Annotated in this window: 13 protein-coding genes and 1 riboswitch; of the genes, 4 read left to right on the forward strand and 9 right to left on the reverse strand. The window is 48.2% G+C overall.

The annotated features are described in order from the left end of the window. The first annotated feature begins 59 nt into the window (after positions 1-59). Complete coding sequence (locus WG8_RS19200; protein ID WP_007431894.1) at positions 60-869, forward strand: histidinol-phosphatase; 810 nt, start codon at positions 60-62, stop codon at positions 867-869. A gap of 235 nt (positions 870-1,104) precedes the next feature. After that, positions 1,105-1,845, forward strand: coding sequence for a GTP pyrophosphokinase (locus WG8_RS19205; protein ID WP_007431895.1), 741 nt, complete (start codon positions 1,105-1,107; stop codon positions 1,843-1,845). Between the two features lie 530 nt (positions 1,846-2,375). Here WG8_RS19205 and WG8_RS19210 read toward each other — a convergent pair. From WG8_RS19210 to WG8_RS19240, 7 genes are all read right to left on the reverse strand, one after another. After that, positions 2,376-2,954 carry a GNAT family N-acetyltransferase gene (locus tag WG8_RS19210; RefSeq protein ID WP_007431896.1) on the reverse strand — a complete coding sequence of 193 codons (579 nt, stop codon included), beginning with the start codon at positions 2,952-2,954 and terminating at the stop codon, positions 2,376-2,378. Positions 2,955-3,006: 52 nt separating this feature from the next. Continuing rightward, a complete protein-coding gene (locus tag WG8_RS19215) occupies positions 3,007-3,747 on the reverse strand; it encodes a metallophosphoesterase family protein (protein WP_007431897.1) in 741 nt (246 codons plus the stop codon). A gap of 104 nt (positions 3,748-3,851) precedes the next feature. Beyond that, entirely contained in the window at positions 3,852-4,796 is a 945-nt protein-coding gene (locus tag WG8_RS19220) for a metallophosphoesterase (protein WP_007431898.1), read from the reverse strand. Positions 4,797-4,862: 66 nt separating this feature from the next. Next, a complete protein-coding gene (locus WG8_RS19225; RefSeq protein ID WP_007431899.1) occupies positions 4,863-5,672 on the reverse strand; it encodes an aminoglycoside N(3)-acetyltransferase in 810 nt (269 codons plus the stop codon). Between the two features lie 172 nt (positions 5,673-5,844). Continuing rightward, positions 5,845-6,612 carry a succinate dehydrogenase iron-sulfur subunit gene (gene sdhB, locus WG8_RS19230; protein ID WP_007431900.1) on the reverse strand — a complete coding sequence of 256 codons (768 nt, stop codon included), beginning with the start codon at positions 6,610-6,612 and terminating at the stop codon, positions 5,845-5,847. A 20-nt stretch (positions 6,613-6,632) separates the two neighbouring features. Continuing rightward, a complete protein-coding gene (gene sdhA / locus WG8_RS19235; RefSeq protein WP_007431901.1) occupies positions 6,633-8,378 on the reverse strand; it encodes a succinate dehydrogenase flavoprotein subunit in 1,746 nt (581 codons plus the stop codon). Between the two features lie 107 nt (positions 8,379-8,485). Beyond that, positions 8,486-9,160 carry a succinate dehydrogenase cytochrome b558 subunit gene (locus WG8_RS19240; protein WP_007431902.1) on the reverse strand — a complete coding sequence of 225 codons (675 nt, stop codon included), beginning with the start codon at positions 9,158-9,160 and terminating at the stop codon, positions 8,486-8,488. A gap of 228 nt (positions 9,161-9,388) precedes the next feature. Here WG8_RS19240 and WG8_RS19245 point away from each other — a divergent pair, with 228 nt between their 5' ends. Beyond that, positions 9,389-10,294 (forward strand): LysR family transcriptional regulator, encoded by a 906-nt coding sequence (locus WG8_RS19245; RefSeq protein WP_007431903.1) that lies wholly within the window; start codon positions 9,389-9,391, stop codon positions 10,292-10,294. A gap of 5 nt (positions 10,295-10,299) precedes the next feature. On the opposite strand, the gene WG8_RS19250 is transcribed toward WG8_RS19245, so the two are convergent. Together WG8_RS19250 and WG8_RS19255 are read right to left on the reverse strand one after the other, a co-directional pair. Further along, positions 10,300-10,977, reverse strand: a complete 678-nt coding sequence (locus WG8_RS19250; RefSeq protein ID WP_007431904.1) for a potassium channel family protein — start codon at positions 10,975-10,977, stop codon at positions 10,300-10,302. Between the two features lie 18 nt (positions 10,978-10,995). Beyond that, a complete protein-coding gene (locus WG8_RS19255; protein ID WP_007431905.1) occupies positions 10,996-12,336 on the reverse strand; it encodes a TrkH family potassium uptake protein in 1,341 nt (446 codons plus the stop codon). A gap of 580 nt (positions 12,337-12,916) precedes the next feature. Then, a riboswitch (cyclic di-AMP (ydaO/yuaA leader) is annotated at positions 12,917-13,065 on the reverse strand. A 261-nt stretch (positions 13,066-13,326) separates the two neighbouring features. On the opposite strand from WG8_RS19255, the gene WG8_RS19260 reads away from it, so the two are divergent. After that, a partial coding sequence (locus WG8_RS19260) for a CPBP family intramembrane glutamic endopeptidase (protein ID WP_007431906.1) occupies positions 13,327-14,734 on the forward strand: 1,408 nt, incomplete at its 3' end.

Raw genomic sequence — 14,734 nt, forward strand, 5'->3', positions numbered from 1 at the left:
GTAATTCGCTATGAACACCATACGGAATATGAACCTTGATTATGAAAGGAAGAAAGGCTATGAAATTTGATCTGCACACCCATCATTTCCGTTGCGGTCATGCGGACGGCAACATTCGGGATTACATTGAAGCTGGCATTCAGTCTGGCTTGCAAGTGATTGGCATTTCGGACCACTCCCCTTTCCTTGGCAGCGAGCAGGATCAGGCTTTTCCGAAGATTTATATGGCAAAATCTCAGCTTGCCGAGTACGTTGAAGAGGTGCAACAGCTTAAACAGGAATACGCAGGCCGCATTGACGTCCTGCTCGGATTGGAAACTGATTATTTTCCTGATTATGCGGAGCTGTATCGTTCCACGCTGGCTCCATATCCGTTTGATTACCTCATTGGGTCGGTCCACAGTGTTGAAGGGGACAGCATTTTTAACCGTAGCCGTTGGAAAAAAATAAGTGATGCTCGCAAAATCGAGGTCAAGCAGGCCTACTATTCACTCATTCAGGAGTCTGCGCGAAGCGGGATGTTCCAGATTTTGGGTCATATTGACGCAATGAAGGGAAATTTCCCGGCTTTTTCAGATATTCCTGCCGATGAGGCGATTGATGAAACCTTGCGGGTGATTGCAGAATCCGGCGTGGCCATTGAAATTAACACTTCGGGTAAAACCAAGCTGAGTGGCGGATGGTACCCGTCTGCATCTATTCTAGAAAGAGCGCACCATTTTGGCGTAGAGGTTACCTTTGGATCAGATGCGCACAAGCCTTCGCGTGTAGGTGAGGATTGGGACGAAGTGAAGGCGATGCTGAAGGATATTGGCTTCCGCGAATGGGTTTATTTTAAGGAAAAACGCAAAATTTCCGTAGAGCTTTAATGGCGCTTTAAGCTTTATTTGGAGTGGGAATCGCCGCTCCGCAAATCATTTGATCTTACGATCGCTGTTGCAATGGAATTCTTGGAAATTGTATATTATAAAGTAAGAATCCCATTGCAAAGGCGAACGCTTGCGCTTCTCCAGATTCAAATCCTTCGCTCCGCTACCAACCACCTTAAACCATACAGCTCCACTATTTTAAATAAACGACATCTATGTGTGAGGAGAACTACATATGCATTTAGAAGATCCAATGGACAAGCTCAAAAAACTAAAGTATGACATCACGCGTTTTATGCTAATTTATAAATTCGCACTCGATGAAATGGAAACCAAGATTGAAATATTAAAGCAGGAATTTCAGGCCCTGCACGATTATAGCCCTATTGAGCATACCAAATCACGGCTCAAATCTCCTGAAAGCATTATGAATAAAATGCTTCGGAAAAATAGCGAGCTTTCCCTCGATGCTGTCAAAAATCAAATTAAGGATATCGCCGGACTGCGTATTACTTGCTCTTTTATTTCTGATATTTATGATGTCAGCAACATGCTTCAGAGCCAAAATGACTTGAAAGTGCTGGAAATCAAGGATTACATCAAAAATCCCAAACCAAACGGCTATCAAAGCCTGCATTTGCTGATCCAAGTCCCTGTATTCATGTCAGATTGTCAGGAGCTAGTCTGTGTAGAGGTACAAATTCGAACGATTGCGATGGATTTCTGGGCAAGTCTGGAGCATAAAATCTTTTATAAATATAACCAGTCCGTTCCTGAAAGCCTGACACGTGAATTAAAGAATGCGGCAGACTCTGCTAATGCGCTTGATCTCCAAATGGAACGGCTGCATCGTGAAATCAAGGAGATTAAAGACGCGAGAGGCGAAGAAGACTCCATTGAGGAGCTTCGGAAGATCATGATTAATAATCAGCAAATTGCGGTGCCAGCCAATTTTTTGAAGCTTCTCGGAGAGTAAAGGGATAGGTTTCGTTGGTGATCCACCGCTACGCGAATGATTTGATCTTACGATCGCTGTTGCAACGGGATTCTCTGGATTTTATATGTCCTTTAAAGGGTAGAATCCCATTGCAAAGGCGAACGCTCACGCTTCTCCAGATTCAAATCCTCCGCTCCGCTGCCAATCGCCTCTTAGCCCTCTTAAGCATATTCCACACCTCTGTAAAATGGATTTTCAATAAGTAAGCCTTTTCGGAACTGATACCTCTTAATTCAAGCCAAGAGATAATCTAATATAGAGTGGCACGATAGGTAACTTTCAAGTTCAACTTATATAGTCATAAAACTTAAAGACGTCATATGAATTATAGGAATCGCCTGTAATCGCAGGTAGCTGCAATAGAAACACAAAAAAAGAGGACCCGATGCTTCGGGTCCCAGCAACATTTATTATTCAAAAGGGGGTCATGTCTGTATTGTACCCGTCCTGTGTTAGAGTTGTTTTGCAGTTATGTTTCATCTTTGTAACAAAATATCCCTTTTCCATTTCTACGCATAATCCCCTTGGGTAATCGAAAACACCAATACATTGGGCACCTCTCCTGAAGGATCATAGGAACGAATGATGCGGAGCAGACGCAGCTTATTTTTGACAAGCACACGCACGGAAGCCTGATTATCCTCTTGGCAACGACCTTCGATTCGCTTGAGCTTCAAAGACCCGAAACCAAATTTCAGCATCACTTCCACGATCTCTGTAGCCAATCCCTGTCCCCAGAATGGACGATCTAAAATATAGCCCAGTTGCGCCTCACCTGTACCCTCATTCCATTGCTGAAACGAAGCGATACCGAGCAGCTGTGAAGGGGTAACGCCTGTAGTTCTTCCATCCCATTCCACCGCAAAGTGCAAGGAATCCAAAGAATCCCCAGCTACTTTGATTTGGGCAACCAGACGCCGCATTCGTGCGTAAACAGGCTTGCGAATTCGATTCACGTATCGGATGACTAAAGGATCGGACAGCATCCGCTCCAGTGCGGGATAATCCTCCGCTCTCAGCTGGCGTAATCGGACACGATGGGTGTAAAGCTCCGGCAGTCCTGAACGAAGCATTTCTTTAGTCAGCACATGGACCCCTCCTGGGAATGGATTGACTTGCTGGAATGAATGTTTTCCACACTTACTCCAGGTCCTGAATTCCCCGGTAAATGCCTGTGCGCAACTCACGAATATAATACGACAACGAAGGGACATCGGCTTCCTCCGCTTGTTTGACCGCCAGCTCTATATCGTAAGGTACGCGTACAAAATGAATGGAAAATGGGGTAGCTTGCTCTTCTCCAAGGTTTCCTTCCAGAATACAGTACGAAGCCTGGGTGACGTCCAGCGGATTCCCGACACTCCCGACATTAAATAACGTCTTCCCCTGGAAATGCTGAATAAAGGCATTATGTACATCTCCATAGCCCACCACATCCGGGGCAAAAGCATCTTTTCCATTCTCCTCAGCCAACGGGTCAAACATGGCTAATCTTTTTTCCGGCTCATCCCAAGGCTGCACACGGTGATACACGCTTTGGGGCGAAGCATGGACCAGACGGATACGACGACCGCTCATCCTGAAATCATAATGAAACGGTAGCTGTGCCAAATACTGTACTCGTTCTGTACCCAAGCGCTCGGCTTGCCAGCTAAAATTGAGATCATCGTTAATGCTGACCAGCTCATCCCAATTTCCCCGCACGACAACTTCACAATGTTGACGAACTGCATCCAGAACCTCACACGGACTAGGCCCTTTGCCGATCAGATCCCCCAAACAAAACACACGGCCAATGCCTCGGGAAGCAATATCCTCCAGCACCGCCTCACAGGCAGGCCAATTGCCATGAATATCCGAAATGACAGCAATACGCTCCATCTGAGCCTCACTCCTTTGTCCGAAACAGCTACATCCTTTACTATATTCAAGCCTTGCTTGTGCAGCTCCAAGCATATACGGGTAAAGATAAAAAATATAATGGCCTATTGACCAGATTTTAGCGTAATGACACTAAGCTCTGGTCTGCACAGCACACGAATCGGCAGCTTGGTCATGCCAATCCCTCTGCTGACATAAAGCGGCATCCGGTCCACCCCTACATGAAACAATCCCTGAATGTACTTGCGTCCACCCGGAGGCGGCATCGCTGCTCCGATGACAGGCAAACGCACCTGTCCTCCATGCGTATGCCCCGACAGTTGAAGGTCAAAGGACATTCGCGCCGCCACATCCGCATAATCCGGCTCATGCATCAGCAGCAGCTTGCACATCTCAGCGGGGAGTCCATGAATGGCACGCCGCGGATTAGGCTTTCCCATGATGTTATCCTCTAAACCAACCATTGCCACACGCTGTCCCGAGCGCTCCACAATCACATGCTCGTTTCTCAGCAACGTAAATCCGGTCTTCGGGTATAATTCCTGTACTCCGGCTGGCAAGCCTCTATAATCATGATTGCCCAAAATGGCGAATTTACCAAGAGTCGCGTGCATGGAAGCCATAACCGGAACAGCAGCCTTCATGGATATTGCATAGTCATCCACAATATCACCTGTAAAACAGAGCAAATCCGGCTCCAGTCCGGCAATCCGGTCCGCAAGATCGCGCAGATCCTGCTCATCCATATGAAAACCCAAATGTACATCACTGAAATGTACGACCCTGATACCGTCAAAAGCAGCTGGTAGACGGGGCAGAGACAAGGTGAAGCGTGTAATTTCCAAATGATTAGGCTCCCATAAGGAAGCGTATCCTCCAGCCAAAAGCGCGGTTCCCGCTGTGGCTAAAGCCGCTTTTTTCAAAAAACGGCGGCGGGAAGGATTGGCCGGCTCATTTGAAGTGGAACGCCGCGAAGAACCGGGAGGGGTTGCGGCCTCATTGTACGGACCATCCTGACTCTCGCGGCGGGTTTGCGGCGTTTTCTCCATATGCGTGTCCCCTTGCTATTTATTCCTCTAGCTCACTATTCTGTAATTCTTGCTTCCCTGGAAACTCTAACGATTAGTGGACAACCACGGTACCGCATAGTCTACCAAATCGCGTTGCCTCGCTAAAAAGCATGAAGCCTCTCCGATGTTGACCCGCGTAAAGCACGTAGGGCAATCCCGTTCAAAATCATACCCCAGCTGCTCAAAGTCATCTGAGGTAATATTAAAGTCCTCAAAAGTAACCCACACTTTGACTCCATCCACTATCATAGGAGCTTGATGCGTGATTTTTTCACGTCCGTTATACGCTGCTCGATATTCCGCTAAATGCAAAGACGTATTGCTGTCATGTCCGCAGCCCAGCAGCAGGACGTAAGCATCAGCCTCGTACAGCTTCCCCAGCGGTGAATGCTCACCCAGCCCAAAGTCAAGCCGATGATCTGACAGCAATTCCGAAGCGGCAGGTCCACGCGCTGCCAGGGAAACGTGCGGATGCCCGCTGCGCTCTGTTCCCGGCAGACCTCGGAATGTTTCTACAATAACACCCATCCCCCCGGTCAGCGTCCAGCCCGGATCATATGCGGGCATTTCCTCACGCACAAGCTCCCACCACGACTCATCCAGAGGTGGGTTCATCCAGGTCGACGGATCAGTCAAGTCATGGGACTGTGTTGGCATAACCAGCGTCCCTTCCGGGCCAATCGCTTCCGTTAATGCCGCAAGAATGGCGGAGGCACCGCCTGGAACAAAGCGCCCGAAGCTGCGCATCGAAGAGTGAACAAGCAGCGTCATGCCGTTCCGAACTCCCAGCTCCTGTAAGCCCTTCATTACATCCGACCTGGTGACAGGTCGATTCGTTATCGGTTGCACAGTCACCTGCCCTGCCTCCTTTTCTCCAAAAACGATACACAATACCATAATTATACCATAAGTGCGATATTACTCTCCTCCCTCATGCTCCCCTCCACCTCTTATGAACACAAAAAACAGGCTTTCTCCGATTGGAAAAAGCCTGTTTTGGTTTTGATGTCATCTTTGCTGGCTCGTGCTATACAGTCAACCAACGCTTGAACATATGCTTGGTCGTTTGCTTGTTCATTTCGGCAATGGAGGTTGTCAACGGAATGCCTTTCGGGCAAGAACGTACGCAGTTTTGCGAATTACCACAGCCCTCCAGCCCGTCGTCCGTCATCAATGCATCCAGCCGCTCCTCCTGATTCATTTCCCCTGTCGGGTGGCTGTTAAACAGGCGAACCTGAGATATTGCCGCAGGTCCAATGAACGTTGTCTTCTCGTTGACATTTGGGCAAGCCTCCAGGCAAACCCCGCAGGTCATGCACTTGGACAGTTCATACGCCCATTGACGCTTTTTCTCCGCCATTCTGGGGCCAGGGCCCAGATCGTAGGTGCCGTCAATCGGAATCCATGCTTTGACCTTCTTGAGTGCGTTAAACATCCGGCTGCGGTCGATGATCAAATCCCGCACAACCGGGAATGTGTTCATCGGTGCGATCGTAATCGGCTGTTCCAGCTTATCAACAAGCGCAGCACAGGCCTGACGCGGCTTGCCGTTAATCACCATCGAGCAGGCTCCGCATACTTCCTCCAGACAGTTCGACTCCCAGCATACTGGGGCAGTCTCTTTACCATGGCTGTCTACCGGGTTGCGCTGAATTTCCATCAGTGCGCTAATCACATTCATGCCCGGGCGATAGGGTAATTCGAATTCTTCCGTATATGGACTGGCATTCGGTTCATTCTGACGGGTCACAACGAACTTCACTGTTTTATTCGATTTCACTGCTTGCTCCGACATCTAAAATACACTCCCTTCTATTATTTGTTCTTGGAATAATCTCGAATACGCGGCTTGATCAGTGAAACGTCCACGTCTTCATATGAAATTCGGGGTCCTTCCGGGGTCCAGTCTGCAATGGTTGTTTTCAGGAACTCCTCATCGTTACGATCCGGGAAGTCCGGCTTATAGTGAGCTCCGCGGCTTTCATTGCGCAGCAGCGCCCCCTTGGTCATCGCTTCAGCCAGCTCCATCATATTCCACAGCTGGCGTGTAAACGCCGCACCCGCATTGTTCCAGCGCGAAGCATCATTGATGTTGATGTTAGCATAACGCTCCTTCAGCTCTTTGATCTTCTGGATCGTAGCTTCCAGCTTGTCGTTATAACGAACGACAGTCATATTGTTCGTCATCCATTCGCCCAGCTCTTTGTGAAGAACATAAGCATTTTCTTTTCCGTTCATATGCAAAATACGCTCGTACTTCTCCGTCTGTTGTTTTACCGCTGCATCGAACACGGAGGAAGCTACATCCTGGGTAGACTTTTTTAAGCCCTTAATGTATTCCACAGCCTTCGGTCCAGCCACCATCCCGCCATAAATAGCTGACAACAACGAGTTTGCACCCAGACGGTTGGCTCCGTGATACTGGAATTCACATTCCCCGGCGGCAAACAGCCCCGGTATATTCGTCATCTGATTGTAATCGACCCACATACCACCCATTGAATAATGCACAGCCGGGAAAATTTTCATCGGGATTTTACGTGGATCGTCACCGACGAATTTTTCATAAATTTCAATAATACCGCCCAGCTTCACGTCCAGCTCTTTCGGGTCCTTGTGGGACAGATCGAGGTAGACCATATTCTCGCCATTGATGCCAAGTCCTTCATCGACGCATACGCTGAATATTTCACGTGTCGCAATATCGCGTGGAACCAGATTTCCGTAAGCCGGATATTTTTCTTCGAGGAAATACCACGGCTTGCCGTCCTTGTACGTCCAAATACGACCGCCCTCTCCCCGTGCCGACTCAGACATAAGACGCAGCTTGTCATCCCCTGGAATAGCCGTCGGATGAATCTGGATAAACTCACCGTTCGCATAGCGTACGCCCTGCTGATACACCGCGCCAGCAGCCGTGCCGGTATTAATCACGGAATTTGTGGTTTTACCAAAAATAATGCCGGGACCACCCGATGCCAAAATAACGGCATCCGCTGCAAAAGTTTTCACTTCCATCGTGCGTAAATCCTGCGCACAAATACCACGACAGCTACCTTCATCATCCAGTACCGCCTGTAAAAACTCCCAGTTTTCATATTTGGTCACCAAGCCATCGGATTCCCAGCGCCGTACTTGTTCATCCAAGGCATACAGGAGCTGCTGACCTGTCGTCGCTCCAGCAAAGGCTGTCCGATGATGCTGGGTACCGCCAAAGCGACGGAAATCCAGCAATCCTTCCGGTGTCCGGTTAAACATGACACCCATGCGGTCCATGAGATGGATAATCCCCGGAGCCGCTTCGCACATTGCTTTTACCGGAGGCTGGTTGGCCAGAAAATCCCCGCCATAGACTGAATCATCAAAATGAATCCAGGGTGAATCTCCCTCGCCCTTGGTATTCACTGCCCCGTTGATGCCGCCTTGAGCACAAACGGAGTGGGATCTTTTGACCGGAACCAAAGAAAATAAATGAACGTGGACTCCTGCCTCTGCCGCCTTGATCGTAGCCATCAGACCCGCCAGACCGCCGCCCACGACAATAATGTTGGATGCTGCCATTTCTGCTCACTCCTTGTTTTCAGGATTTTAGCCAAATCCCCTTTTCCCATTGAAAATAGAATCTGCAAACGATGTAATGCAAACGATGTATAGTGTAAAATCATTTTTTACAGTAGCTGTTGAACAGCGCTGCTTTGTATCAAAGCGGTAGCCGTTTCCTGGAACTCCGCGCTGCGGAATGCCAACAGGGAAGCGATGAAGCCGAGAGATACCACCACGAACAGGGTCATGCAAATATAGGAGGATACCTTTTGCGCACGTGGTCCCACGGTGATGCCCCAACTGACCATAAATGCCCATAGCCCGTTAGCAAAGTGAAAGGATGCCGAAACAACGCTGATTAAATACAGAATAAAATAGACTGGGTTCGTTACAATGCCGTGCATTACACCGCCCAGCTCCTCATGTGTTACATTACCCAGAGCCACCTGAATACGTGTATCGAACACATGCCAGATAATGAACACGAACGTAATGACGCCGGTAATACGCTGGAACAGAAAGCGCCAGTTACGCGAATAGCCAAAATTTTTGACATTCGGATCAGCCTGATAAGCAATATACAAGCCATAAATTCCGTGGAATAATAATGGCAAGTAGATGAATAACGTTTCAAGTACAATCACCAGCGGCAAACCATTCAGGAAGGCCACACTGCGATTGAATCCTTCCTTGCCTCCCTCCACTGCAGTGAAGTTCGTCACCAAATGCTCAACAAAAAAAAGAGCCAGCGGGATGACGCCAAGAAGCGAATGCAGCTTTCTGGAATAGAATCCTTTCATCTAGGTAATGCTCCCTTCTCCAATAATAGCGTTTTCAATGGTAGTAATATAACATATAAAATGACAGTTTCCGACAGGAAATGTCCAACAAGGTGTCCCTTATAAGGAAAATCAAAAGTGTGAACATCTTGTGTCGCTTTTATGTTACTCCTTTTCGGCTTATAATGGAATTGCAATATACGTATTAATTATTATGTCTTTTTTGCATATAGAGAGGAAGAGAATGTTATGTTTGAGGATTTGAATGCCTTTGCCGTCATTGTCGAGCAATCCAGCCTGAATAAAGCCTCCAAACTGCTTAATCTGTCCCAGCCCGCCCTGTCCCGTAAAATCGCCAAGCTGGAGGAAGAATTGGGTGTACAGCTCTTTGATCGGCGGGGCAAACGGCTCGAAATTACGTCAACCGGACGATTTGTATATACCTTCGCGCTGGAGCAACGGCAACGACAGCTCCGCTTTTTGCAAAAGCTGTCCCGGCACAAAAACGAAGCCCAAAGCATGCTCACCCTGGGCGCAAGTCTCACGACACTCCAAACGACGCTGCCCACCCTCGTCGAAGCTTTTATGAGCAAGCATCCCCAAACCGAGCTGAAGTTACTCACAGGCAAAACTCACGAAATCGTCGCTTTTGTACGTGACAAAAAAGCAGACGCCGGTGTTGTCGGGTCTGCCATTCATGAGGCCGGACTGCGTTGCATTCCGCTATTTGACGATCATTTGGAGCTGGTCGTTCCGCTAGGACATGAATTAACAGCCAGAGCAGGAACAGTCTCGATGAAAGACCTGCAGGGTTTGCCGATGATTATTTTCTCCAAAGGAACCTGGTATCGCAGCTTGACAGATGATTTGTTCCAGCGCAGCGGCATCATGCCCGATATCCGGATGGAAATCGACTCCTTCGAGGCCATTGTTCGCCTGCTTCCAACCTGTAAGGCTTCTGCGCTACTGCCCAAATCCTATTTGCGCAGCGAACTGCTGCGGGATAATGGACTCACTGCGCTGTTCTTGCCGGACTTGAAGGAGACACGCCGAACAACGTCTCTCATTTATTCAGAGACGGCAGATCTCAGCTCGACAGCGCGAAGCTGGATTAGCGAGACACGCGCGTCGTTTGCCGGCTATCGTATGGTGTAGCACGGTTAGCCTTCTTCATTGACGTTAACGACCTCATCCTCGAAGCGGGCGATATTGTCATTGGAACCGATGATGACCATAATATCGTCCGCTTTTAGCCGATCCATAGCCGTTGGTGCAATGAGAATACCGTTCGCCGTATGAAGAGCCACAATACTACAGCCAAAGCGGGTACGGGCATTCAGCTCTGATAACGTTTTGCCATCGAGACATGGCGGTACATTTAGTTCCACAATGCTGTATTCCTTGGATAGCTCCAAATAGTCGAGCAAATTAGGCGTAACCAGCTGATGGGCCACCCGTATTCCCATATCCCGTTCAGGATAAATGACACGGTCCACACCGAGCTTTTCCAATGCCCGTCCGTGCAGCACAGATATCGCTTTGGCTACGACTTTTTTTACACCCAGCTCTTTCAGCAAAATGGTGGTTAGAATGCTTACCTGAATGTCATCCCCAATAGCAACAATACCGCAATCGAAATTACGGATACCTAGCGACCGCAACGAATCCTCATCGGTAGCATCCGCTACAACAGTATGCGTCAGCAGCTCACTCATGCTGTCTACAACGTCCTCATTGCGGTCGATGCCAAGTACCTCGCACCCCATATCCACCAATTGCAAAGCCAGGCTTGAGCCAAACCGTCCCAAGCCAATAACTACAAACTGCTGCGTTTTCATATCTACTCGAAAACTCCCCTATCCTATAATCATTTTGCCTTCCGGATGCCGATATAATTCCTTACCCTTTTTGGGGCCAAGTGCATAAGCCAGCGTGAGCGGTCCGAGTCTACCTGCAAACATCGTCAGAGTAATCACCAGCTTGCCAACAACGGTCAAATCAGGTGTAAGCCCCATCGACAATCCCACCGTTCCAAAGGCAGACACCGTTTCAAACAAAATCATCAGAAAATGATGATCTTCGGTGGCAGACAAAATCATCGTTACCCCAATCACAAACAACAGTCCCAACAGAGTAATGGTCAAAGCCTTGTAAATTCGTGCTTGCGCAAGCCGATACTTGAACAATACAATATCTTCCCGACCTCGCAGCATAGAAAACACCGCTCCAACGAGTAGCGCGAACGTTGTCGTTTTAATCCCGCCTCCAGTGGAGCCAGGGGAAGCCCCTATGAACATCAGTATAATGATGAAAAACTGCGTAGCCTGCCGTAGGCTTGCGATATCCAGCGTATTAGCACCAGCGGTACGAGGGGTTACTGACTGGAATAAAGATCCCAGCAGCTTGCCTCCCCAATCGAGCGAGCCTAAGGTTTGCGGATTCGTAAACTCGAAAACAAAGATGACGAGGGTACCGACTACAATCAGTGCAGCCGTCATGCTAAGTACCACCTTGGTATGCAAGGTCAGTCTCTGACGTTTGCGATATTCTGCCAGATCCGACATCACCACAAAGCCGATGCCTCCCGAGATAATCAAAAACATAGCGGTAAAATTAACGACGGGATCATATACATAACCTGTCAGGCTGCGAAAGTGACCGAATAAATCGAAACCAGCATTGTTAAACATGGAGATCGCATGCCAGATTCCAAAATAAATCGCCCTGCCTACAGGCATGTCAAAGGACCAGCGAACCGCAAATATCGTAGCGCACACGCCCTCAATGACCAGTGAATACAATAACACCTTACGGATCAAGCCAACGATTCCCTCTACAGAGGTCTGATTCATCGCTTCCTGCAAAATGAGGCGTTCCCGCAAGGAGATGCGACGCTTGAACACCAGCGCGATCAGGGTTGCCATGGTCATAAAACCGAGACCGCCGACCTGAATGAGCGCAGCGATCACCACCTGACCGAAGGTTGTAAAAAAAGTCCCCGTGTCCTTAACGACAAGTCCTGTGACACAGGTCGCGGAAGCCGCTGTAAACAAAGCGTCTATAAACACAAGCGGCTTCCCCGTTGTATTGGAAATCGGCAGCATTAACAATAAACTACCTATAAGTATGATAACGGCAAAGCCCGCAACAAATATCCGCGGTGGAGAAAGCCGAAGCCAGCCGGCATTGGGGTTCATCTATTCATCACTTCTCCTACTTGGTGAATTATGAGCATGGAGATCGCTCCGGGTGCAGATTATTCTTCCGATTTCTGTTACCCCCGGATTGTTTTCTGATTTTATAAGCCCTTTAATGGTTAAAATCCGGTGATAGCTTATGCTCACGATGCGAGCTTTCCTACGGAAAGCTTTCAGGCAATCGCTTCGCTTCTTCAGAACAATTCTGCCCCCTCCGCTACTGCCAGTCCATAAAATCACCAATCTCTTTTCAGTTTCTTTCGTCCGTTTCTTTTAGAGAAAACAGAAAAGTATCCGCAGAGCGGGATACTTTTCCCTTTCAGTTACTCACCATACCTTATGAAACGTTTGATGACTTTAAGGCGGGCAGCAGCGCAGCGGTCCATTTGAATCTGGAGAAGCGTTAGCGCTCGCCTTTGACTCTGAATTTTAACCTTATCAGGGTTTATCCAATCCAATAAAATTCAGAGTCAACAGCGAGCGGAAGATCAAATGGAACGCGTAGCGTCCTTAACTCAGCAAACTTTTGCTCACACTTATATATACACAAAAAAAGACACCGGAAAACCGAGTGCCTGACTGGGTCCCTGTCACAGCCTACGAGGTTAGCTGACGGATTCGGGCAGCACAGTATGCCCTATTCACACGTCCGGTACGAGACCGGCTGTAAAATTCACCCCAGTAACATGGTTCCCCCGTTTTCCTATGGAAATTCGGCTCAAATGCATGGCGTTACCTATTGATTTTATAGGCATTGCCTCAAGATTATAATCCTTCTGTATTCAGATCACAAAACCGATTTCGTCGAAAAAACGTCAATTTGGCTTTATTTTGCGAATAGGCAGCGTTTAATCGCAGTTTATCTTATTTTATTGAAACTTTAGGGTGCTTTCACTCCATTTTCATGAATATCACAGCTGTGTTGGCGGGAACCTGTGCAGTATGATATCTTTAATGGATGCACTTATTTACAGATTAAGGAGGAAACTCATGAATCCTATCGGGAAACCGGTCGTGCTCTCGGCCAACTTCAAAAGATTAGGCTTGTTGGGCGGGATTGGCCTGATTTGCTTTTTTATCTTTCAATTGCTGATTCCCTCGCTTAGCAATCCAAGCCCAGAATCATTGATGAACACAGCGACGATCAGCAAACAAGAAGCGGTTAACCACGCATTAGACTTCGCTCGCTCCGAGCTGGGCTATACAGAATCACCGCCAGAAATGCCTGTCGTCACCTATCAGGCTGAAACGGATTTGTACGGTTATTTATCCAGAGAAAAACTGCTTCAACAGTATGACCGTACATGGAAAAAAAGCTACCCTTACGAAACTTTTCGGGTCGATCTCCCAGATCCTTCCACGAAGGGAAAATTGCAAATTCATGTGGATTTATCGACTGGCAAAGTCGTTAGCTTTAAACGAATGACCTCCAGTACCAATTACGCACAAGCCGATATTTCTACGGATGAGCAAGCACGTAGCAGGCTTGTTCGTGCGGCTGAGGGCGACATGACGCTTGAAGCAAAAGAGCAGGCAGCCTCTGTATGGGTCAAGCGCTTTGGCTTTAAGCCGTCGGACTTGAAGCTCGTGACCAACGAAGGGGAGGGTGGATTAAAGTATACCGTGGACGGAAAACAAATCGGCTCCTCGGTACTTACACTGGCGTTTACTTTTGAAGACGGGGATGTTCGCTCGTTTACACAGAGCTTTTCTGCCCCATCGTCCTATACCGATTATGTCAAAAAGCAAACCTACTGGGCCAACTGGATGACCTATGCAGGCTATGCCTTGTTTACCTTCGTATTGGCCGTACTCGCGATTGTCTACGCGTCTCTCACACGACGCCACACTTCCTTTGTACGCGGCATTGTTTTGTCCGTTGTGTATTTTGTTGCTACTATGGCAGGGACCTTGAACATGCTGCCTTTACTGCAAGCAGAAGCAGGCAGCCGGGGAATGCTTATATTTCTCATGGTTTTCCAGGTTGGTGTTTCCTTCGCTATGACCGTAGCACTCTATTTCTCCCTGGTCGGGGGTGACGGGCTTATGCGTCAGGTTGGACTGAATGCATGGCCACGTGCCAAAGAGCCGGGCTACGGGCTGTATGTGCTTCGCAGTATGTATGTTGGTTACCTGTGGGCCTTTATTTTACTTGGAGTACAATCCATTTTGTTCTTTGTACTGGAACGTACCTTCAATACGTTCTCCACAACAGATGCCACGCAATCTCCTTACAATATGGCTTATCCATGGTTATTGCCGATTATGGCCTGGATGGCTGGTATTGGGGAGGAGGCCGTATACCGTCTGTTCGGTATTCCGATGGTGAAAAAAATAGTGAGGAACACTTTTGTCGCTTGCCTGATCACCACGCTTATATGGGCACTGGGGCACACAT

It is taken from the genome of Paenibacillus sp. Aloe-11, from assembly GCF_000245715.1.
In the GTDB taxonomy this organism is placed as follows: Bacteria; Bacillota; Bacilli; order Paenibacillales; family Paenibacillaceae; genus Paenibacillus; species Paenibacillus kribbensis.

Coding starts and splice junctions, on each gene's coding strand:
- WG8_RS19255 (WP_007431905.1), bottom strand. CDS start 12,336: ATGAACCCCAATGCCGGCTGGCTTCGGCTTTCTCCACCGCGGATATTT.
- WG8_RS19200 (WP_007431894.1), top strand. CDS start 60: ATGAAATTTGATCTGCACACCCATCATTTCCGTTGCGGTCATGCGGAC.
- WG8_RS19245 (WP_007431903.1), top strand. CDS start 9,389: ATGTTTGAGGATTTGAATGCCTTTGCCGTCATTGTCGAGCAATCCAGC.
- sdhB (WP_007431900.1), bottom strand. CDS start 6,612: ATGTCGGAGCAAGCAGTGAAATCGAATAAAACAGTGAAGTTCGTTGTG.
- WG8_RS19205 (WP_007431895.1), top strand. CDS start 1,105: ATGCATTTAGAAGATCCAATGGACAAGCTCAAAAAACTAAAGTATGAC.
- WG8_RS19250 (WP_007431904.1), bottom strand. CDS start 10,977: ATGAAAACGCAGCAGTTTGTAGTTATTGGCTTGGGACGGTTTGGCTCA.
- WG8_RS19220 (WP_007431898.1), bottom strand. CDS start 4,796: ATGGAGAAAACGCCGCAAACCCGCCGCGAGAGTCAGGATGGTCCGTAC.
- sdhA (WP_007431901.1), bottom strand. CDS start 8,378: ATGGCAGCATCCAACATTATTGTCGTGGGCGGCGGTCTGGCGGGTCTG.
- WG8_RS19240 (WP_007431902.1), bottom strand. CDS start 9,160: ATGAAAGGATTCTATTCCAGAAAGCTGCATTCGCTTCTTGGCGTCATC.
- WG8_RS19215 (WP_007431897.1), bottom strand. CDS start 3,747: ATGGAGCGTATTGCTGTCATTTCGGATATTCATGGCAATTGGCCTGCC.